The following is a 19,617-nucleotide window of genomic DNA, read 5'->3' as shown; positions in this document are numbered from 1 at the left end:
GCAACCCCGGCTCACTCCTCGCGCTCACGGGGTCCCGCCCTCGCGCTGGACGGTCAGGCCGCGACCCGGTTCGCCGGCGGCCTCCACGTGCCGGTCCACCTCGGCACCCAGGCTGCGCAGGATGTCCAGCACCAGCCCGACCACCACCAGGTAGACGCCGATGTCGAAGAAGAGCGACGTGACCAGGTAGAAGTGGCCGACCAGGGGCAGCCACAGGTCCACCTTCACGCTCTGCAGCACGTCGCCGGTCAGCGCCAGGCCGACCACCCCGCTGCCGACCGAGACGGCCAACCCGGTGCCGAGCACCATCCCGGCGCCGACCGGCGCGGCCTCGGCCAGCTCGTACCGCCCGCCGGCCAGGTAACGCAGGGCCAGCGCGAGGCCGGCGACGAGCCCGCCGGAGAACCCGCCGCCCGGCGCGTTGTGGCCGGAGAAGAGCAGGAACAGCGAGAAGAGCAGCATGGTGTGGAAGATCAGCCGGGTGACCACCTCGAACACGATCGAGCGCCGCCGCTCGCGCAGCGTCTGCCCGCCGCGCAGCCAGACCGTGCGCCGGTCGCCGGGGCGCAGCCCGGCCGGCTGGGGCCGGCGGGGCCGGGGCCCGGTGCGGGAGCGCTCGAAGATCAGGCTGGCCACCCCGGTCGCGGTCACCACGAGCACCGCCAGTTCCCCCATCGTGTCCCAGGCCCGGATGTCGACCAGGGTCACGTTGACCACGTTGCGGCCGTACCCCTCGGCGACGCTGAGGTCCGGGAAGGCCGCGGAGATCGACGGCGCCCGCCGCGCGCCGGACGCGGCCAGCGCCAGACCGGCCATCACCAGACCGGCGGCGAGCCCGACGCACCGCCGCACCCAGCGGCTGCGGCGCAGCGGCCGGGCCGAGAAACGTTCCGGCAGCCGGCGCAGCACCAGCACGAACACGGCGATGGTGGCGGTCTCCACCAGGAACTGGGTGAGGGCCAGGTCCGGCGCGCCGTAGAGGACGAACATCATCGCGGTGCCGTAGCCGGTCACGCCGACCAGCAGCATCGCGGTGAGCCGGCGGCGCGCGCCCACCGCGAGCACCGCGGCGACCGCGATCACCACGCAGACCACCAACTGGACGGGGTTGTCCCAGGGCGCCAGGTCGACCCGCCAGGGCGCGGTGGCCAGCATCGCCGTGCCCGGCACGAGCACCAGGGCGACCAGCACGGTGCCGAGGTACTGCGGCAGCGAGCCGCGCTGGGTGGCGCCGGTGACCTCGATGGCGAGCAGGTCGAACCGGTGCGTCACCCACTCGTACCCCTGGTTGCCGCCCACCGGCCACCGCAGCCGGGCCAGCACCGGGGCGAGCGGGCCGCGGACCAGGTGCAGCACCACGCCGCCGGCCAGCACCAGGGCGGAGAGGCCGAGCGCCACGGTGGGCCCGTGCCACAGCGCCAGGTGCTCCTCGACCGGGCCGAACAGCTCCGCGTACGGCTCGAACAGGCCGCTCAACCAGCCGGCGGCCGGGCCGGCGACGAGCCCGGCCACGGCAAGCACCGCGGGCGGCACGAGCATCGCGGCCGGTGGCCGCGCCATGGCGGTGTCCGGCACGCCCGGCCGGGTGCCGAACGCGCCCCACAGGAAGCGGATGCTGTAGGCGACGGTCAGCGCGCTGCCGGCCACCAGCACGGCCAGCACCAGCGGGTCCCCGGTGAACGCGGCGAGCACCGCCTCCTTGCCCACGAACCCGAGCAGCGGCGGCAGCCCGGCCATCGAGGCGGCGGCCAGCCCGGCGACCGTGGCCAGCACCGGGGCGGCCCGGCCCACCCCGGACAGGTCCCGCAGGTCCCGGGTGCCGGCCTCGTGGTCGAGGATGCCCACGACGAGGAAGAGGGCCGCCTTGAACAACGCGTGCGCCGCCAGCATCGCCACGCCGGCCAGCGCCGCCTTCGGGGTGCCCGCCCCGAACATCACCGCGAGCAGGCCGAGCTGGCTGACCGTCCCGTACGCCAGCAGCAGCTTCAGGTCGGTCTGCCGCAACGCCGCCCACCCGCCGATCACCAGCGTGACCAGGCCGGCGACCACGGTGACCGGCCGCCACGGTCCGGCCGGCGCGAGCGCCGGGCCGAGCAGCCCCAGGAGGAAGACGCCGGCCTTCACCATCGCGGCGGCGTGCAGGTACGCGCTCACCGGCGTGGGCGCGGCCATCGCCACCGGCAGCCAGGCGTTGAACGGGAAGATCGCGGACTTGGCCAGCGCGCCGGCGAGGACGAGCAGCACCGCCGTGACCAGGTAGCCGCCGCCGGGCAGCGGCGCGGCGGCCACCGCCGACCAGCGGTAGCCCCCGGCGTGGTGGCCGAGCAGCAGGAACCCGACCAGCATGGCCAGCCCGCCGAGCGTGGTGACGGTGAGCGCCTGGGCGGCGGCCCACCGGCTGGCCCGGCGCTCGGTGCTGTGCCCGATCAGCAGGTAGGAGAAGACCGTGGTCAGCTCCCAGAACACGTAGAGCAGCAGCAGGTCGTCGGAGACGACCAGACCGACCATCGCCCCGGCGAAGGCGACCATGACGGCCGCGAACCGGGCCAGCCCGACGGAGCCGGCCTCGAAGTAGCGGGCGGAGTAGACCAGCACCAGCGCGCCGACGCCGCCGACCAGCAGCAGCATCAGCCAGGACAGCGTGGTCACCCGCAGCGCCAGGTCGAGGTCCAGTTGCGCGATCCAGGGGTACGTCTCGACCACCGCGCCGCCGTCGCGTATCGCCCCCGTGTGGGCCACCGCCCAGCCGGCCGTGGCGGCCGGGGCGAGGGCGAGCAGCAGGCAGGCGCGCGGACCCCAGGTGCGAACCAGCAGCGGGGCGAGCAGCGCCGCCACCAGGTGCAGGATCAGCAGGACGAGCACACGCACTCCCGGTCGAGGCGACAGCGCGCGGGGGCACGCTGCGGGTACGACCGATCAGACGCCACTTCCGCACCCACCCGCGCCGTTTTCCGAAAACCCACCCGCGCGCCCGCCCGCCGTCCCCGGCCCCGCCCTCGGTGACCCGCGCCCACCCCCGAGTGGTGATCAAGGAGTTGGCGTCGTGGACGGCGCGCGACGGCGACGCGGAGTCGTTGATCGATCTCCGTGAGGCGGGAGCGGAGAGGCCGTGGGCCCGGGAGTCAGGGGAGGGGGGCCGGGGTGGGGGTGGGGGTGGGGCGGAGGTCCGCCGAGGCCGCCGGGTGGCCGAGTTGGCGGGCCGCCTTGTCGACGACGCGTTGCGCGGCCGCGAGGGAGCGGACCGGCAGCCGGGCGTCGCGGGTCTCCCGACGCAGGACGAAGTAGTGCACCGCGGCCCGGACCAGGGCCCGGTCGGCGGCGCTGGAGAAGGCGGTGGCGACGACCAGCTCGCGCAGGCGCCGGGCCAGTTCCTCGGCCAGCTCCAGGTCGGAGCCGCGCAGGTTGGCGCGGAGCGCGGCGAGCCGGCTGTCGACCTTGCGGATGAGCACGTCGGTGCCGGGCCTGGAGCCTCGCTCCTCGACGGTCATCCACGCCTCCAGCCACGCCGCGTTGCGAGTGAAGTTACTTTATGTTGCACCCCGCAAGCAAGCAGTTAAGTAAGACTTAACGGATTAACCGCCCATTACTCGCGTGGAATGTGTGCCCGGGACAGAACCGGTCCCACGTCCGGCCGGATGTCACACCGGCGCGGCAGGATGGTGGGCGTGGCGGACGACGTGGCCCCGGCCGACGGGGTGCTGGCGGAATTCGGCGCGGCGACGCGGGAGTGGTTCGCCGCGGCCTTCGCCGCGCCCACGCCCGCCCAGCGGGGTGCCTGGCACTCGGTGGCCGCCGGGCGCAACGCCCTGGTCGTCGCACCCACCGGTTCCGGCAAGACCCTGGCGGCGTTCCTGTGGTCGCTCGACCGGCTGGCCAAGGAACCACCACCCGCCGACCCGAGGCGCCGCTGCCGGGTGCTCTACGTCAGCCCGCTCAAGGCGCTCGCCGTCGACGTGGAGCGCAACCTGCGCGCCCCGCTCACCGGCATCCGCCAGGCCGCCACCCGGCTCGACCTCGTCCCGCCCGACATCACCGTCGGCATGCGCACCGGCGACACCCCGGCCGACGAGCGGCGGGCCTTCGCCCGCACCCCACCGGACATCCTCATCACCACCCCCGAGTCTCTGTTTCTGCTGCTCACCTCCGCCGCCCGCGACTCGCTGCGCGGGGTGGACACGGTGATCGTCGACGAGGTGCACGCGGTGGCCGGCACCAAGCGCGGCGCGCACCTGGCGCTCTCCCTGGAGCGCCTCGACGCGCTGCTGGAGCGCCCGGCCCAGCGGATCGGGTTGTCCGCCACGGTCCGCCCGATCGACGTGTGCGCCCGGTTCCTCGGCGGTGCCCGCCCGGTCGACGTGGTGCAGCCGCCGGCCGACAAGACCATCGAGGTCAGTGTCCAGGTTCCGGTGGAGGACATGACCCGCCTCGACGAGCAGGAGCCCCCGGAGGACGAGCTCGGCGGCCTCGGCCCGCGCCGGCCCTCGATCTGGCCGGCCGTGGAGGAGCGCGTGCTCGGGCTGATCCGGGCGCACCGGTCCACCATCGTCTTCACCAACTCCCGGCGCAGCGCCGAGCGGCTCTGCGCCCGCCTCAACGAGCTGGCCGCCGAGGAGCTGGAGGCGTCGACCCCGCCCGGGGGCGGCCGCGTGGCCCGGGGCGGTGAGCCGGTGCGCGTATCCGATCTGTTGCCGACCGGCGACGGCCCGCCGGCCGCAGGCGGCGGTCCGGCGGACGCGGTAGGCGGCGGTCCGGCGGACGCGGTAGGCGGCGGTCCGGCGGACGCGGCGGGCGGCCCGAACGGGGCCGCCGCAGCCGGTGGCCGGGACGCGGCCGACAGGGCCGGCGGCCGGAGCGGGGCCGAGGCGTTCGGCGGGCCGGTCGGGCCGGTGCGCGCGCCGCGGCAGCCGGCGGAGGTGATGGCGCAGTCCGGCGCGGCGGCCGGCGCGCCCCCGGTGATCGCGCGGGCGCACCACGGCAGCGTCTCCCGGGAGGAGCGCAAGCACATCGAGGAGGCGCTCAAGTCCGGCCAGCTCCCCGCCGTGGTCGCCACCTCCAGCCTGGAGCTGGGCATCGACATGGGCGCGGTCGACCTGGTGGTGCAGGTCGAGGCGCCGCCGAGCGTCGCCGCCGGGCTGCAACGGGTGGGCCGGGCCGGGCACCAGGTCGGCGCGGTGTCGCGCGGCGTGGTCTTCCCCAAGCACCGCGGCGACCTGCTCTCCTGCACCGTCGTGGCCGAGCGGATGGGCACGGGCGCGATCGAGGAGTTGCACTACCCGCGCAACCCGCTCGACGTGCTGGCCCAGCAGATCGTCGCCATGGTGGCGCTGGAGCCGTGGCAGCTCGGCGACCTGGCCGTGCTGGTCCGCCGCGCGGCGCCCTTCGCCGAGCTGCCCGACTCGGCACTGCACGCGGTGCTCGACATGCTCTCCGGGCGCTACCCGTCGACCGCGTTCGCCGAGCTGCGACCCCGCCTGGTCTGGGACCGGGCCACCGACGTGCTGACCGGCCGGCCCGGCGCCCAGCGGCTCGCCGTGACCAGCGGCGGCACCATCCCCGACCGGGGCCTGTTCGGCGTCTTCCTGGCCGGCGCCGAACGGGCGGCCCGGGTGGGCGAGCTGGACGAGGAGATGGTCTACGAGTCCCGGGTCGGCGACGTGTTCCTGCTCGGCTCGTCGTCCTGGCGGATCGAGGAGATCACCCCCGACCGGGTGCTGGTCTCCCCCGCGCCCGGCCAGGCCGCCCGGATGCCGTTCTGGAAGGGCGACCAGCTCGGCCGGCCGGTGGAGCTGGGGCGGGCGATCGGCGCCCGGGTCCGCGCGCTGCTGCGGCAGTCCGACGCCGACGCGGTGGCGGCGCTGCGCGCCGGCGGGCTGGACGACTGGGCCGCCGGCAACCTGATGACCTACCTGCGCGAGCAGAAGGCGGCCACCCGCTCGCTGCCCGACGACCGGACGGTGGTGGTCGAACGCTTCCGCGACGAGCTGGGCGACTGGCGGTTCGCCGTGCACTCGGTGCTCGGCGCCCGGGTCAACGGGCCGTGGGCGCTCGCCATCGGCCGCCGCCTGGCCGAGCGCTACGGCGTGGACGCCCAGGTCATGCCCTCCGACGACGGCATCGTGGTCCGGCTGCCGGACACCGCCGACGAGCCGCCCGGCGCCGACGTGGTGGTCTTCGAGCCGGACGAGATCGCCCAGCTGGTCGAGGAGTCCGTCGGCACCTCGGCGCTGTTCGCCTCCCGGTTCCGCGAGTGCGCGGCCCGGTCGTTGCTGCTGCCCCGCCGCGACCCGCGCCGCCGCCAGCCGCTCTGGCAGCAGCGCCAGCGCGCCGCGCAACTGCTCGACGTGGCCCGCGAGTACGCCGACTTCCCGGTCACCCTGGAGGCGGCCCGGGAGTGCCTCCAGGACGTCTTCGACCAGCCGGCGCTGGCCGAGCTGATGCGTGACCTGGCCGCCCGCAAGGTGCGCCTGGTCGAGGTGGAGTCCGAGCGCCCGTCCCCGTTCGCCCGGTCGCTGCTCTTCGGCTACGTCGGGGCGTTCCTCTACGAGGGCGACGCGCCCCTGGCCGAGCGGCGTGCCGCCGCGCTGGCCCTCGACTCCGGGCTGCTCGGCGAGCTGCTCGGCCGCGTCGACCTGCGGGAGCTGCTCGACCCGGCGGTGCTCGCCGAGACCGAACGCCAGCTGCGGTGGCGCACCGAGCAGCGCCGGCCCCGCGACGCCGAGGACGTGGTCGAGCTGCTCCGCGTGGTCGGTGACCTGAGCACCGCCGAGCTGGCCGAGCGGGGGGTGCCGGAAGCCTGGCCGGAGGAGCTGGCCGCGGCCCGCCGCGCGCTGCGGGTCCGGATCGCCGGCGAGGACCGCTGGGTGGTCGTCGAGGACGCGGCCCGGCTGCGCGACGCGTTGGGCGTGGCGCTGCCCGTCGGCGTGGCCGAGGCCTACCTCGCCCCGGTGGCCGACCCGCTCGGTGACCTGGTCGCCCGGTACGCCCGCACCCACGGCCCGTTCGCGGCGGCCACCTGCGCAGCCCGGTTCGGCCTCGGCGTGTTCGTGGTCGAGCAGGCGCTGCGCCGGCTCGCCGGCACCGGCCGGGTGGTCTCCGGCGAGTTCGCACCGGACAGTGTCGGCACGCAGTGGTGCGACGCCGAGGTGCTGCGGCTGCTGCGCCGCCGCTCCCTCGCGGCGCTGCGACGGGAGATCGAGCCGGTGCCGCCCCGGGCGCTGGCCGCGTTCCTGCCCCGCTGGCAGCAGGTCGGCTCGTCGGCCCGGGGGGTCGAGGCGGTCGCCGCGACCGTCGAGCAGTTGCAGGGCGCGACCGTGCCGGCGTCCGCGCTGGAGCGTCTGGTGCTGCCCGCCCGGGTGGCCGACTACTCCCCCGCCCACCTCGACGAGCTGTGCGCGAGCGGCGAGGTGGTGTGGGCCGGCGCGGGCGCGATCTCCGGCGGCGACGGGTGGGTGGCGCTCGCGTACGCCGACGTCGCGCCGCTGCTGCTGCCGCCGCCGGACGAGGCGCTGACGCTCACCCCGCTGCACGAGTCCGTGCTCGACGCGCTCGGCGACGGGCAGGCGCTCTTCTTCCGCTCGCTCGCCGACCGGGTCGGCTCCACCGACGACGCCGCGCTGTCGGGCGCGGTGTGGGACCTGGTCTGGGCCGGTCACCTCACCAACGACACGCTCGCCCCGCTGCGGGCCGCCCTGGGCGCCGGCGGGGCGCACCGGTCCCGGCCGTCGGCGCCGCGCACCCGCTACCGCCGCCCCGGCCGGGTCGCGCTGCCCAGCCGCGGCGGCCCGCCCACCATGGCCGGCCGCTGGTCCCGACTGCCCGAACGCGACCTCGACCCGACCCGTCGGGCCGCCGCGCTGGCCGACCTGCTGCTCGAACGGCACGGCGTGGTGACCCGGGGCGCGGTCGTGGCGGAGCAGGTGACCGGCGGTTTCGCCGCTGTCTACCCGGTGCTGTCCGCGCTGGAGGAGCGCGGGGCGGCCCGGCGCGGCTACTTCGTCGAGGGCCTCGGCGCGGCCCAGTTCGCGGTGCCCGGCGCGGTCGACCGCATCCGCGCGCTGACCGACGACACCCGGGACCGGGGCGGCCCGGCCGTGGTGCTGGCCGCCACCGACCCGGCGAACCCGTACGGCGCGGCGCTGCCCTGGCCGGAACGCGTGGTCGACTCCGGCGACGGGACGGCCCCGGCCACCGGCCACCGGGCCGGCCGCAAGGCGGGCGCGCTGGTCGTGCTGGTCGGCGGCGACCTGGTGCTCTATGTCGAGCGGGGCGGGCGCACGATCCTGTCGTTCACCGACGACACCGACACGCTCGGCGCGGCGGGCAAGGCACTCGCCGACGCGGTGCACTCCGGCGCGCTCGGCGCGATCTCGGTGGAGCGTGCGGACGGCGAGGCGGTGCACGCCTCCCCGCTGCGCGACGCGCTCACCGCCGCCGGTTTCCGGGCCACCCCCCGCGGCCTGCGCCTGCGCGGCTGAGCCCGCCCGCCCTCGTTAGGGTTGATCGGACATCACGAGGAGGGCGGATGGCCGCGATCCCCGCACGACCCGACGGCATCTCGTCGTCCGTCCGACGCCACCGGCCCCGGCGATGACCCGCCCCGGCGGACCGGGTGGGCCGGGCGCGGACGGCGCCGACGCCCCGCCCTGCGTCTCGTTGACCACGGACTACGGGCTGACCGACGGGTTCGTGGCGGCCTGCCACGGCGTCCTGGCCCGGCTCGCGCCCACCGCCCGGGTGATCGACGTGACGCACCTGGTGCCGCCGGCCGACGTACGCCGGGGCGCGACGGTGCTCGCGCAGACCGTGCCGTACCTGCCGTGGGGGGTGCACGTCGCGGTGGTCGACCCGGGTGTCGGCACCGAGCGGCGTGGGATCGCGCTGGCCACGCCCGGCGGGTTGCTGGTCGGGCCGGACAACGGACTGCTCCTGCCGGCGGCGGAGGCACTCGGCGGGGTGACCGCCGCGGTGGAGCTGACCAACCCGGACTGGCTGGGCCCGGTCGTCTTCCGCACGTTCCACGGGCGGGACGTGTTCGCGCCGGTTGCCGCCCGGCTGGCGCTCGGCGCGCCGCTCGCCGAGGCCGGGCCGGCCGTGGACCCGGACATGCTGGTCCGGCTGCCGGAACCGGTGGTCCGCGCCGGGCCCGGCGGCCTCAGTGCCGAGGTGCTGACCGTCGACCACTTCGGCAACGTGCAACTCGCCGCGCCCGGCGCGCTGCTCGACGGCCTGCCGTCCCGGGTGCTGGTGAACGGACGCGAGGCCGTGCACGGCCGGACGTTCGGCGACGCACCGCCCGGCGCCCTGGTGGTCTACGTCGACTCGGCCGCCCAGGTGGCCGTCGCGATCAACACCGGCCGAGCCGCCGACACCCTCCGCGCCACCCCGGGCGACGTGCTCACCATCACCCCCCTCCCCGGCGATCTTGCAGTTGACGCCCCGGCACAAGGGACGAAAGCCCCGGAGAGAGGGCCGTAACTGCAAGATCGACGGGGGGTCGGAGGGTCAGCAGCGGGGGACGGTGCCGCCGTAGACCGAGGACAGGTACGCGTGGCTGACGTAGGTGCCGCCGACCAGGCGGTACCACCTGGTCGTGGTGCGGTAGGTGCCGGCGATCCGCTGGCCGGTCACGTAGCACTGGACCGGCACGTGGGCGTGGGTGGCGGCCAGGCCCCGGCTCGCGTACGCGGTGCTCGCGCCGGTGCGCAGGTTCAGCGGCCCGGAGCCGACCACCGCCCGCGCGCCGCCGCCGGTCCACAGCAGCGTCACGTCCACCCACGCGTTGTCACGCAGCCGCAGCCCGTCCCAGAACGTGCCGTCGGCCAGGTCCAGCCCGGCGGGGTTGCGCACGGTCCGCCCGAACTGGTCGCGTCCGCCGTTGTAGCCGTTCTGGTAGGCGGCCTGCGCCTCGGGCAGCCCCTGCGGCAGGTCCTTCCAGTTCTCCCGGACCGCCGCCGGGTTCCACCAGTCGTCCCGGGTGTTCCACGGGCCGACGTCCCAGACCGGGGCGTACTCGCAGCGGCTGCCGCTGGTGGTGCAGACCTTGACCGTGTAGTCGCCGGTGTCCCGGGGGGAGAGACCCCGCCGGGTGGGCAGCGCCGCGAAGTGGTCCCGGGTGGCGACGGTGTGCCCGTTGGCGGTGACGCCGCCGACCAGACCGATGCGGGTCGCGTACACCCGGTAGGTGCGCGCGGCGGCCGGCTGGGCCGCGGTGGCCGCGACCCGGTCGGCGGTGAGGGTCAGGTTGGTCACGGCCGCCTCGGAGGTGGCGTCGCGGGTGGTCAGCACCACCCGTGCCTGCACCCGGGTGACCGGCTGGTCGAAGACCGCCTCGGTGGCGTCGCGCCACTCGGTCCAGCCCCGGGCGCGCCAGCCGCGTACCTGGGCCGTCACGCCGCCGCCGTCGGCGGTCCGGGCGGCGAGCCGGGCGCGGACCCGGGTGGCGGGCCGGTCCAGCGCGCGCGGCGCGGAGAGCAGGATGCCCTCGGCGACCGGACCGCCCGCCGCGGCGGGTCGGGTGCGGGCGCCGGGCCGGGGGTCGACCAGCCGCAGGCGGCCGGACCGCCAGGCGACGTTGACGTCGTCACCGCCGCGCACGGCGAGGTCGACGGTCCAGCGCTCGGCGGCGGCGGGGTCCGGCGCGGCGGCGGGTGGCGGCGCGGCCGTCGCGGGGCTGCCGGGCAGTCCGGCGGCGACGGCGAGCAGGGTGGTCAGGGCGACGAGGGTACGTCGTCGGGCACAGGCCATGTCATTCTCCTCAGAACCTCCTGATCGTTGCGTTTCCGCAGATCAAGTGGAACCTCACTACAAATAGCGACACATGCGAATTCCACTCGGCCGGGGGACAATGGGCGGGTGCCCGAAGGCGACACCGTCTGGAACACCGCGCGCGTCCTGCAACGCGCGCTGGCCGGGGCCCGGCTCACCGGGTCCGACTTCCGCGTGCCGCAGCTGGCCGCCACCGACCTGACCGGCTGGACCGTGCGCGAGTCGGCGAGCCGCGGCAAGCACCTGCTGCTGCGTCTCGACGACACCGACGCCACGCCCTGGACGCTGCACTCGCACCTGCGGATGGACGGCGCGTGGCGGGCGTACGCGCCGGGCGAACGCTGGGCGGCCCGGCCGGCCCACCTGATCCGGGTGGTGCTCCGCTCCCCCGGCGCGGTGGCGGTCGGCTACCACCTGCACGAGCTGGCGCTCGTGCCGACCGGCGAGGAGGAGTCGCTGGTCGGTCACCTCGGGCCGGACCTGCTCGGGGCGGACTGGGATCCCGACGAGGCGGTCCGCCGGCTGTCCGCGCACCCGGACCTCAGCATCGGCGAGGCGCTGCTCGACCAGCGCAACCTGGCCGGGGTGGGCAACCTCTACAAGTGCGAGGTGCTGTTCCTGCGCGGCGTGTCCCCGTGGACGCCGGTGCGCGCGGTGCCGGACCTGGCCGGCGCGGTCACGCTGGCCCAGCGGCTGCTGGCCGCCAACCGGGGGCGCTGGACGCAGAGCACCACCGGCGTGCTGCGCCGGGGCGGGACCAGTTACGTCTACGGCCGGCGGGCCCAGCCGTGCCGGCGCTGCGGGACCGCGATCCGCAAGGAGGAGCTGGGCGACCGGGTCACCTACTGGTGCCCGGCCTGCCAACCCGAACGCGAGTGACGTGGAACTTCCACGAAACGTCGAAGATCCCCCGAGATACGGACGATTGGGTACTTCCCTCCCGCACCTTCGGCATCGCATGCTGCGGTGGACCGCTCACCGATCGTCAGCAGCGCGTACGCCCGCCACGCCGGGGTGACGGCCGGCGCGCCCCGATCCCGGGGAGAGCCATGGTGCTGTTCCGCAGACTCCGGCCCGGCCGGCCGGACCGGGCCGCCACGGTAGCCGAGGAGACCGCGCCCACCGTCCCGACCGCCCGCGCCGCCGAGCCGGAACCGGCCGGCCCGGCGCCGGCCAGCCTGGACCCGGCCGCCGTGCCGCGCCTGTTCGGCCCGGTGCCGAACACCGCCGGCAGCCCACTGCCCACGCTCGACGCCGACGGCCGGCCGGTGCCCGGCACCGGCATCCGCAAGTTCGTCGACCCGCTGCCGGTCCCCGGCCGGGCGGCCACCGCCGGGCTCGGCGCCCGGCTGCCGGTCGCGGTGCCCGACACCATCACCTGGCCGGGCTGCGACTACTACGAGATCGGCCTCCAGGAGTACGCGCAACGCCTGCACCGGGACCTGCCCGCCACCCGGCTGCGCGGCTACCGCCAGCTCAACCTCGGCACCGACGCCACCGGCCACAACACGGTGAGCCCGCCGGACCGGCCGTGGCACCTCGGCCCGATGATCGTGGCCCGACGGGGCCGGCCGGTACGGATCAAGTTCATCAACCAGCTCCCCACCGGGCGGGCCGGCGAACTGTTCCTGCCGGTCGACGAGACCGTCGACGGGGCCGGCCCCGGCCCGCTGGACGGTCCCGCGCCCTACCCGCAGAACCGGGCGGTGCCGCACCTGGCCGGCGCGCAGACCGCCTGGATCAGCGCCGGCAACCCGTGGCAGTGGGTGACCCCGGCCGGCGAGATCACCCCGTACCCGGTCGGGGTGGGCGTCGTCCCGGTGCCGGACATGCCGCCCCCGGGCGCCGGCGCCACCACGCTCTACTTCCCGAACGAGCAGAGCGGCCGGCTGATGTGGCTGCACGACAACACGCTCGGCCTGTCCCGGCTCACCGTCTACTCCGGGCAGCTCGCGCTCTACCTGCTCACCGACCCGGCCGAGGAGCGGCTCGTCGACGACGGCGTGCTCCCCGCCGACCAGCTCCCGCTGGTGATCGAGGACAAGACGTTCGTGCCCGACGACGCCCAGCTCGCCGCCCAGGACCCGACCTGGGACCGGGAGCGCTGGGGCGCCAAGGGCAGCCTCTGGCACCCGCACGTCTACCAGCCACGACAGAACCCGTACCGGCTCGGCGGCGGCAACCCCACCGGCCGCTGGGACTACGGGCCGTGGACCCACGACCCGGACGGCGGGGCCAGCCCGTGGGTCGCCCCGGTGCCGAACCCGCACCACGACCCGGTCACCGACCCGGACGAGCCGCCGCTGGTCCCGGGCGTGCCGCACCCGTCGGCCGTGCCGGACGCGTACGGGGACACCCCGCTGGTCAACGGCGTGGCCTACCCGTACCTGGAGGTGGCCCCGCGGGCCTACCGGTTCCGGATCCTCAACGCCTGCGCGGACCGGGCGCTCAACCTCCAGCTCTACCGGGCCGCCTCGGACGGGCCGATGTGGACCGACGACGGCACGCCGGCCGACCCCCGCGCCGGGGAGGTGCCGATGGTCGAGGCGGTCCGGGCGCCCGGCCGCCCCGCGTACTGGCCGGTGGACGGACGCGACGGCGGCGTGCCCGACCCGGCGGCGGCCGGGCCGGAGATGATCCAGATCGGCAACGAGGGCGGCCTGCTCCCGGCCCCCGTGGTGCGGCCCAACCGCCCGGTCGGCTACCGGTACGACCGGCAGGACCCCACCGTGCTCAACGTGGACGGGCACACGCTCCTGCTCGCCCCCGGGGAGCGCGCCGACGTGGTGGTCGACTTCTCCACCGTGGCACCGGGCAGCACCCTGATCCTCTACAACGACTGCCCGGCGCCGCTGCCCCGGTTCGACCCCCGCTACGACCACCACACCGGCGCGCCGGACCACGCCGCCGCCGGCGGCCTGCCCCCGGCCCGCCCCGGCTACGGCCCGAACACCCGTACCCTGCTCCAGATCCGGGTGACCGGCGACCCGGCCGAGCGGTACGACGTGCGCCGGCTCGCCGCGCGGCTGCCCGGCGCGTACGCGCGGAGCCAGCCGCCGCCGATCGTGCCGCAACCGGCGTACGACGCCGCGTGGGGCACCCGGACCGCCCGGCCGACGCTGGTCCCGGCGCGGGCCGACACGGTCACGTTCACCCCGACGGGCGCGTCCGCGCCGGTCACGCTGCCGCTGGCGGTCAAGTCGGTCGGGCAGGTGTTCGAGCCCCGGCACGGTCGGGCGGTCGGGCGGCTCGGGGTCGGCCACCCGGTCACCGGGCCGCTCACCCCGGCCACGCTGCCGCTCGGCCCGGTCGACCCGGCCACCGAGGTGCTGCATGTGACCGACCCGGCCGTGCCGATCGGCGCGGCGGCCGACGGCACCCAGCTGTGGCGGATCGTCGGCGACGCCGAGCGCACCCACCCGGTGCACGTCGAGGGCTGCGACATGCAGCTGGTCAACCGGGTCGGCTGGGACGGCACCGTCCGCCCACCGGACCCGGGCGAACTGGGCTGGAAGGACACCGTCCGGGTCGACCCGCACGAGGACGTGGTGGTGGCGCTGCGCCCCGTCGTGCCCGCCCTGCCGTTCACGATCGGCGACAGCGTACGGCTGCTCGACCCGACCCGGCCGGCCGGCGCGCGGCTCGACGCCAGCCCGGTCAGCCCGGTCGACGGCAGGCCCGCGGTGGTGGTCAACCAGCTGGTCAACCTGGGTTGGGAGTATCGCTGGCAGACCCGCTCGGCGGGGCTGCGCGACCAGGGCATGAGCCGTCCCCTGGTGCTGCGTGTGGCGCCGACGGCACCGACCGGGCTGACCGCGACCCCGGCGCCCGGCTCGGCCACCGCGCTGCCCGCCATCGCGCTGGCCTGGACCGGCAACGGCAGTCGCCCGCCGGCCACCAGCCACCGGTTGCAACGCGCCACCGACAGCGCCTTCACGGCCGGACTGACCGAGATCACCGTGGCCGCCACGGCGACCCGGTACACCGACGCCACCGTCACCCCGGGTGTCTCCTACCACTACCGCATCCGCGCCGAGAACGCGGTGAGCTGCTCGGCATGGTCGAACAGCGTGCCGGCCACGGTCCGGTTGGCCGCTCCGGAGCGGCTGGCCGCGGTGGTGCCGCCGGCCGCCCCGCTGCGGGTGGCGCTGCGCTGGACGAACCGCTCGTTCGCCACCGGGGTGGACGTGCAGCGGGCCACCAACCCGACGTTCACCAGCGGGCCGGGCACCACCGCCATCGCCGTCGGGGAAACTCACCTGGACCCGGCGGTCGCGCCGGACACCACGTACTACTACCGGGTCCGCACCACCTACCTGGGCGCGGCGTCACCCTGGTCCACGGTCGCGGCGGTGACCACGCCGCCCCGGCCCGCCACGCCCACCACGGTGTCCGCCACGGCCGGCGCGCCCGCCCCGGACACCGCCACTGTCACCCTGACCTGGTCGGCGGAGAGCGTGGCCGGACCGGGGGCCGGGTTCGTGGTGCAGCGGGCGACCGACCCCGCCTTCACCCGGGAGCCGGCCACGTTCAGCGTGACCGGTCGCGGCTTCACCAACACCGGCCTGGCCCGAGGCGTCACCTACCACTACCGGGTACGCGCGACGAACGTCGTCGGCACCTCCCCGTGGACCCCCCCGATCCAGATCACCACCCCCACCTGACCCGCCCCTTGATCGATCCGGTCCCCTCTCGGACCGGGTCGATCAGGCAGCCCGGTCCGCCGCCCGGTACGGCGGGCCAGGCTGGACCGGGCAGGCCACAGGCTGGGCAGGCTCGGAGCCACTCGGAATCCTGAGTCCTTCGGGCCGAGCCGCTCGGAGCCGCCAGGCAGCCCGGTCCCTCCCGGCGGTCACCCCCCCACCTGGGCCGTTCCGTAACCCGAACTGACCCAACCCACCGGACCCGATCAGTCGATCAGGACATGCCTGCCTGAGTGACACGAACTCCTTGGTCAACGTGGCAGAACGCCCGAGACCCGCCCACACCACAAGCCGAGCCCGTCGATCAAGGACTTTGCGTCAGGAAGAGCCAGCCCGCGTGACACGAACTCCTTGATCAACGCGGCGGGACACCCGAGACGCGCCCACACCGCGACCTGACCCCACCGTGAGCAGGACTGGAGGGCGGGACAAAGCACCGCCACCCCTGGTCACCGCGTCCGCACGCGCGGGACCGCCCGGGCCCGACCTAGAGGGCTCGTGTCAGGACGGCCGGACGGCACGCCTCGGCCAGCGCACGCAGTGCACCAGATCGCCCCGACAGTCGAACAAGTCGACGGGTGGGTCAGGGGGTGCGCAGGGGGGTGCGGAGTTCGGCGAGGGCGGAGGCCACGCCGTGCAGGAGGTCGGTGGCCTCGGTGAGGCGGGCGGCGGCCGGGTGCTCGGTGTTCGGTCGGGCGTCCTCGGCCACGTAACCGGCGGCGGCCACCACCAGCCGCTCGTAGGCGGCCACCCCGTCCGTCAACTGGGTGACCAGCGTGGCGTGCACCTCGGCGAGCGGGCCGCGCGGAGCCATGGTCAGCGCGCGTTCCACCCCGGCCACCCGGGTCGCCAGCTCCCGCAGGGACCGGTCGGCCTCGGCCGCCTCCCGGACCGCCGGCTCGGCCAGCCCGGTCATCCGACCGGTCAGCCCGGCCAGGGTGAGCGCGGCCCGATCGAGGCGGGCCCACGGCTCGGCCGCGGCGGTGCCGCGCAGCGCGAGGCGGGAGCGGACGCGGCGTACCTCGGCCAGGACGCCCGGCCCGACGGGCAGTCGCTCCACGGCCGCGACCAGCCGGGCGCGGGAGCGGGCGGCGGCCTCGGCCGGGTCGAGCGCGGGTGGTGGCGGCACGGCGGCGAGGGCCCGGTGGTCGACCCAGCGCCAGGCGGCCACCGCGATCGCGCTGCCCGCGGCGCCGGCCCAGGCCGCGTCCGGCAGACCCAGCCCGGCGTACGGGGTGAGCACCGCGGCGGCACCGCCGAGCCCTCCGGCCAGGACGCTCCACCGGCGCGCCGAGCCTCGCAGTTTGCGCAGTCGGCGGAAGTGTCGCGCCCGCTCGTCCACCATCGGTCCCTCCCCGTCCGTCAGCCGGTGGTGCTCTCCCCGGCGCTCCGGTCCCGGCTCATGCTGGCCCGGATCTCGTCCAGCCGGGCGGCGGCCGCCGGGTCGGTCGGCTGCCCCACGGCGGGGCGCTCCTGCTGACCGCCGAGCTGCTCACCGGCCATGCTCGACCGGATCTGCTCCAGTCTCGCCGATCCGGCCGAGTCGAGCGTCGCCTTCTGGATCTCCAGCATCCGGCCCTCGACCGAGTTGCCGGCCAGCTCGGCCCGGCCCATGGCGGTGGCGTAGCGGCGCTCGATCCGGTCGCGCACCTCGTCCAGCGACGGGGTGCTGGCGGGCGCGGTGAGCGACGACATCGACTCCAGCGACTTGGCGACGCTCTCCTGCATCTTCGCCTGCTCCAGCTGGCTGAGCAGCTTGGTGCGCTCGGCCAGCTTCTGCTGGAGGATCATCGAGTTGTTCTCGACCGCCTTGCGGGCCTGGGCGGCCGCGCCGAGCGCCTGGTCGTGCAGCGTCTTGAGGTCCTCCAGCGCCTGCTCGCCGGAGACGAGCTGGGTGGCGAGCAGCTGGGCGGACTGTTCGTAGCGCCCGGCCTCGGTCTCGTCGCCGCGGCCCCGGGCCTGGTCGGCCAGCGCGAGCGCCTGCCGGGCGTTGCCCTGGAGCTGTTCCACCTCGGTCATCTGCCGGGACAGCTTCATCTCCAGCTGGCGCTGGTTGCCGATCACCGCCGCCGCCTGCTGGACCAGCGCCTGGTGCTGCCGCTGGGCCTCCTCGACGGCCTGCTGGATCTGCACCTTCGGATCGGCGTGCTCGTCGATCTTCGCGCCGAAGAGCGCCATCAGGTATTTCCAACCCTTGACGAACGGGTTAGCCATCTCCGCCTCGTCCCCTCAGTAGCGTCGCGCCTACATCGTCCCAGCCGGACGCCACCACGGCACCCGTACGCTCCTGATCAACATTACGACGCGGGCGCCACCGGTGCCCACGGCGCGACGGCGGGGTCAGGCGGCGCAGACCACGTCCCGCTCGGCGGGGCGGACCCGGGTGCTGCGCAGCGTCGCCTTGAGCGGCGAGTCCTGGCGGACCTGGACGGCCACCGAGCCGTCGGAGGTGACCTGGCGGACCCCCCGGTTGGTCGCCTTGCGCACCGCGGCGGCGGCCACCGGCGTCGGCTCGACCGGCTCGTCGACCACCGGCACCAGCACGCCTGGCATCTGCTCGGCCAGTGCGACCGTGTCGCTGACCTCGCGCAGCAGCTCCGACAGGCGGGCGCCGAGCGCGTCGCAGATGGCGGCCAGCAGCTCGCTGGAGGGCTCCTTCTGGCCGCGCTCGATCTCGGAGAGGTAACCGAGGCTGACGTTGGCGGCGGACGAGACCTCGCGGAGGGTGCGGTGCTGCCCCTGCCGGCGTGCCCGCAGCGCGTCACCGATCACCCGGCGTAGCAGGACCATCGCACCTCCCCCTGAACGGGAACCACCTTCCCCGACCGACCGCGTCGCGCCCGGGGCGGCGGACCGCCCGGGGCGCCGACGTCGTCCGTCGGAGCCTTCCCGCAACCGTACCCGTTGACCGCCACGACGACATCCCACCCCGCCTGTCCAATCCCGTCCGGCGACGGGCCGGCGCATCCGGGCGGGGCGGTCATCGCCGGCCGGCGCCGGCCGGGTCGACGTCGGTGGCCACCTGGATCCGGTCGGCGAGCAGGCGCAGCGCCTCGATCACCGCGGCCGAGCGGATGTGGTCGCGGCCACCGTCGAGGTCGAGCCGGCGTACCTCGGTGCCGGCCGGGCCGGCGACCGCCACGTAGACCAGCCCGACCGGCTTGCCGTCCTGGGGTTCCGGCCCGGCGACGCCGGTGGTGGCCAGCCCCCAGACCGCGCCGCAGCGCCGCCGGCCGCCCTCGGCGAGGGCGGCGGCCACGTCCGGGTCGACGGGCCCGCGCGCGGCCAGCAGATCCTCGGGTACGCCGGCCAGCGTCGCCTTGAGCTCGGTGGCGTAGACCACCAGGCCGCCCCGGTAGATCGAGCTGACGCCGGCGATCTCCACGATCGCGGCGGCGAGCAGGCCGCCGGTCAGCGACTCGACGGTGGCCAGCGTCTCGCCGCACTCGTGCAGGCGGTGCACGACGGCGGCCGCCGGGCTGCCGGCGGGTCGCTGGTGTCTCGCGTCGGTGTCCATGACCGCCCCTTCTTCCCGCCCGGCGCCGGCTTACTCGTCGGCCGTCCTGATCAACGGGTGGGACGCCGCAGCCGCAACGCCTGGACGATGTAGTCGAACCCGGTGACCACGGTGACGACGACGGCGGCGCCCATGATCCACGGGCCGACCGGGGCCAGCGCGTCCGGCATCGGCCAGAGGTACCAGGTGATCGCGAGGATCTGCAGCGCCGTCTTGATCTTCCCGCCCCGGCTGGCCGCGATCACCCCGTGCCGGATCACCCAGAAGCGCAGCGCGGTGATGCCCAGCTCCCGGGCCAGGATCACCACCGTCACCCACCAGGGCAGCCGGTCGTACCAGGAGAGCAGCACCAGCGCGGCGCCGGTGAGCGCCTTGTCGGCGATCGGGTCGGCGACCTTGCCCAGCGAGGTGACCAGCTGGAACCGGCGGGCGATCCACCCGTCGACCAGGTCGGTCGCGGAGGCCACCACGAAGATCAGACAGGCCACCGTCCGCCAGCCGGCGTGGGTCATCCCGGACGCGACCACGGTGGCCGCGAAGACCGGCACCAGCACCAGCCGCGCGCCGGTCAGCAGGTTCGCCGCGTTGAGCAGCGGTACGGGTGCCGCCACCGTCGACTCCGCCCCGGTCATG

12 protein-coding genes are annotated in these 19,617 nt (G+C 75.8%); 4 read left to right on the top strand and 8 right to left on the bottom strand.

Going from position 1 to position 19,617, the window contains the following annotated elements:
* Nucleotides 1-24 precede the first annotated feature (24 nt).
* Both ACN27B_RS17640 and ACN27B_RS17635 read right to left on the bottom strand, forming a co-directional pair.
* Nucleotides 25-2,862, bottom strand: a complete 2,838-nt coding sequence (locus tag ACN27B_RS17640; RefSeq protein WP_422741027.1) for a Na+/H+ antiporter subunit A — start codon at nucleotides 2,860-2,862, stop codon at nucleotides 25-27.
* A gap of 260 nt (nucleotides 2,863-3,122) precedes the next feature.
* Nucleotides 3,123-3,488, bottom strand: coding sequence for a hypothetical protein (locus ACN27B_RS17635; protein ID WP_099162038.1), 366 nt, complete (start codon nucleotides 3,486-3,488; stop codon nucleotides 3,123-3,125).
* Nucleotides 3,489-3,656: 168 nt separating this feature from the next.
* Between ACN27B_RS17635 and ACN27B_RS17630 the strand changes: the two genes are divergently transcribed.
* Nucleotides 3,657-8,474 (top strand): Lhr family helicase, encoded by a 4,818-nt coding sequence (locus ACN27B_RS17630; protein ID WP_422746003.1) that lies wholly within the window; start codon nucleotides 3,657-3,659, stop codon nucleotides 8,472-8,474.
* A 112-nt stretch (nucleotides 8,475-8,586) separates the two neighbouring features.
* Nucleotides 8,587-9,474: an SAM hydrolase/SAM-dependent halogenase family protein gene (locus ACN27B_RS17625; RefSeq protein ID WP_422741026.1), complete on the top strand. Its 888-nt coding sequence runs from the start codon at nucleotides 8,587-8,589 to the stop codon at nucleotides 9,472-9,474.
* A 27-nt stretch (nucleotides 9,475-9,501) separates the two neighbouring features.
* On the opposite strand, the gene ACN27B_RS17620 is transcribed toward ACN27B_RS17625, so the two are convergent.
* A complete protein-coding gene (locus ACN27B_RS17620; protein WP_422741025.1) occupies nucleotides 9,502-10,743 on the bottom strand; it encodes a hypothetical protein in 1,242 nt (413 codons plus the stop codon).
* Nucleotides 10,744-10,851: 108 nt separating this feature from the next.
* On the opposite strand from ACN27B_RS17620, the gene ACN27B_RS17615 reads away from it, so the two are divergent.
* Both ACN27B_RS17615 and ACN27B_RS17610 read left to right on the top strand, forming a co-directional pair.
* Nucleotides 10,852-11,643 (top strand): DNA-formamidopyrimidine glycosylase family protein, encoded by a 792-nt coding sequence (locus ACN27B_RS17615; RefSeq protein WP_091579808.1) that lies wholly within the window; start codon nucleotides 10,852-10,854, stop codon nucleotides 11,641-11,643.
* 170 nt (nucleotides 11,644-11,813) lie between these two features.
* Nucleotides 11,814-15,428: a fibronectin type III domain-containing protein gene (locus ACN27B_RS17610; RefSeq protein WP_422741024.1), complete on the top strand. Its 3,615-nt coding sequence runs from the start codon at nucleotides 11,814-11,816 to the stop codon at nucleotides 15,426-15,428.
* Nucleotides 15,429-16,050: 622 nt separating this feature from the next.
* On the opposite strand, the gene pspM is transcribed toward ACN27B_RS17610, so the two are convergent.
* The 5 genes from pspM to pgsA all read right to left on the bottom strand — a co-directional run bounded on the left by pspM (nucleotide 16,051) and on the right by pgsA (nucleotide 19,616).
* Nucleotides 16,051-16,812, bottom strand: a complete 762-nt coding sequence (gene pspM, locus ACN27B_RS17605; RefSeq protein WP_422741023.1) for a phage shock envelope stress response protein PspM — start codon at nucleotides 16,810-16,812, stop codon at nucleotides 16,051-16,053.
* Between the two features lie 17 nt (nucleotides 16,813-16,829).
* A complete protein-coding gene (locus ACN27B_RS17600) occupies nucleotides 16,830-17,681 on the bottom strand; it encodes a PspA/IM30 family protein (protein ID WP_396824308.1) in 852 nt (283 codons plus the stop codon).
* 126 nt (nucleotides 17,682-17,807) lie between these two features.
* Nucleotides 17,808-18,257: a helix-turn-helix domain-containing protein gene (locus ACN27B_RS17595; protein WP_091579827.1), complete on the bottom strand. Its 450-nt coding sequence runs from the start codon at nucleotides 18,255-18,257 to the stop codon at nucleotides 17,808-17,810.
* A gap of 190 nt (nucleotides 18,258-18,447) precedes the next feature.
* Nucleotides 18,448-18,984 (bottom strand): CinA family protein, encoded by a 537-nt coding sequence (locus ACN27B_RS17590; RefSeq protein ID WP_099162045.1) that lies wholly within the window; start codon nucleotides 18,982-18,984, stop codon nucleotides 18,448-18,450.
* A 50-nt stretch (nucleotides 18,985-19,034) separates the two neighbouring features.
* The gene (gene pgsA / locus ACN27B_RS17585; protein WP_422741022.1) at nucleotides 19,035-19,616 is read right to left on the bottom strand and encodes a CDP-diacylglycerol--glycerol-3-phosphate 3-phosphatidyltransferase; all 582 of its coding nucleotides are present in this window, start codon (nucleotides 19,614-19,616) and stop codon (nucleotides 19,035-19,037) included.
* Nucleotide 19,617 lies beyond the last annotated feature (1 nt).

Origin of the sequence: Micromonospora sp. WMMD754, assembly GCF_049315235.1 — a bacterium.
GTDB classification, from domain to species: domain Bacteria; phylum Actinomycetota; class Actinomycetes; order Mycobacteriales; family Micromonosporaceae; genus Micromonospora; species Micromonospora sediminicola.
This window is presented reverse-complemented; position numbering and strand designations above follow the sequence as displayed.

Excerpts from the sequence above, each read along its gene's own strand:
- ACN27B_RS17625 (WP_422741026.1), top strand. The coding sequence starts at position 8,587 with ATGACCCGCCCCGGCGGACCGGGTGGGCCGGGCGCGGACGGCGCCGAC.
- ACN27B_RS17595 (WP_091579827.1), bottom strand. The coding sequence starts at position 18,257 with ATGGTCCTGCTACGCCGGGTGATCGGTGACGCGCTGCGGGCACGCCGG.
- ACN27B_RS17590 (WP_099162045.1), bottom strand. The coding sequence starts at position 18,984 with ATGGACACCGACGCGAGACACCAGCGACCCGCCGGCAGCCCGGCGGCC.
- ACN27B_RS17630 (WP_422746003.1), top strand. The coding sequence starts at position 3,657 with ATGGTGGGCGTGGCGGACGACGTGGCCCCGGCCGACGGGGTGCTGGCG.
- pspM (WP_422741023.1), bottom strand. The coding sequence starts at position 16,812 with ATGGTGGACGAGCGGGCGCGACACTTCCGCCGACTGCGCAAACTGCGA.
- ACN27B_RS17635 (WP_099162038.1), bottom strand. The coding sequence starts at position 3,488 with ATGACCGTCGAGGAGCGAGGCTCCAGGCCCGGCACCGACGTGCTCATC.
- ACN27B_RS17610 (WP_422741024.1), top strand. The coding sequence starts at position 11,814 with ATGGTGCTGTTCCGCAGACTCCGGCCCGGCCGGCCGGACCGGGCCGCC.
- pgsA (WP_422741022.1), bottom strand. The coding sequence starts at position 19,616 with ATGACCGGGGCGGAGTCGACGGTGGCGGCACCCGTACCGCTGCTCAAC.
- ACN27B_RS17600 (WP_396824308.1), bottom strand. The coding sequence starts at position 17,681 with ATGGCTAACCCGTTCGTCAAGGGTTGGAAATACCTGATGGCGCTCTTC.
- ACN27B_RS17620 (WP_422741025.1), bottom strand. The coding sequence starts at position 10,743 with ATGGCCTGTGCCCGACGACGTACCCTCGTCGCCCTGACCACCCTGCTC.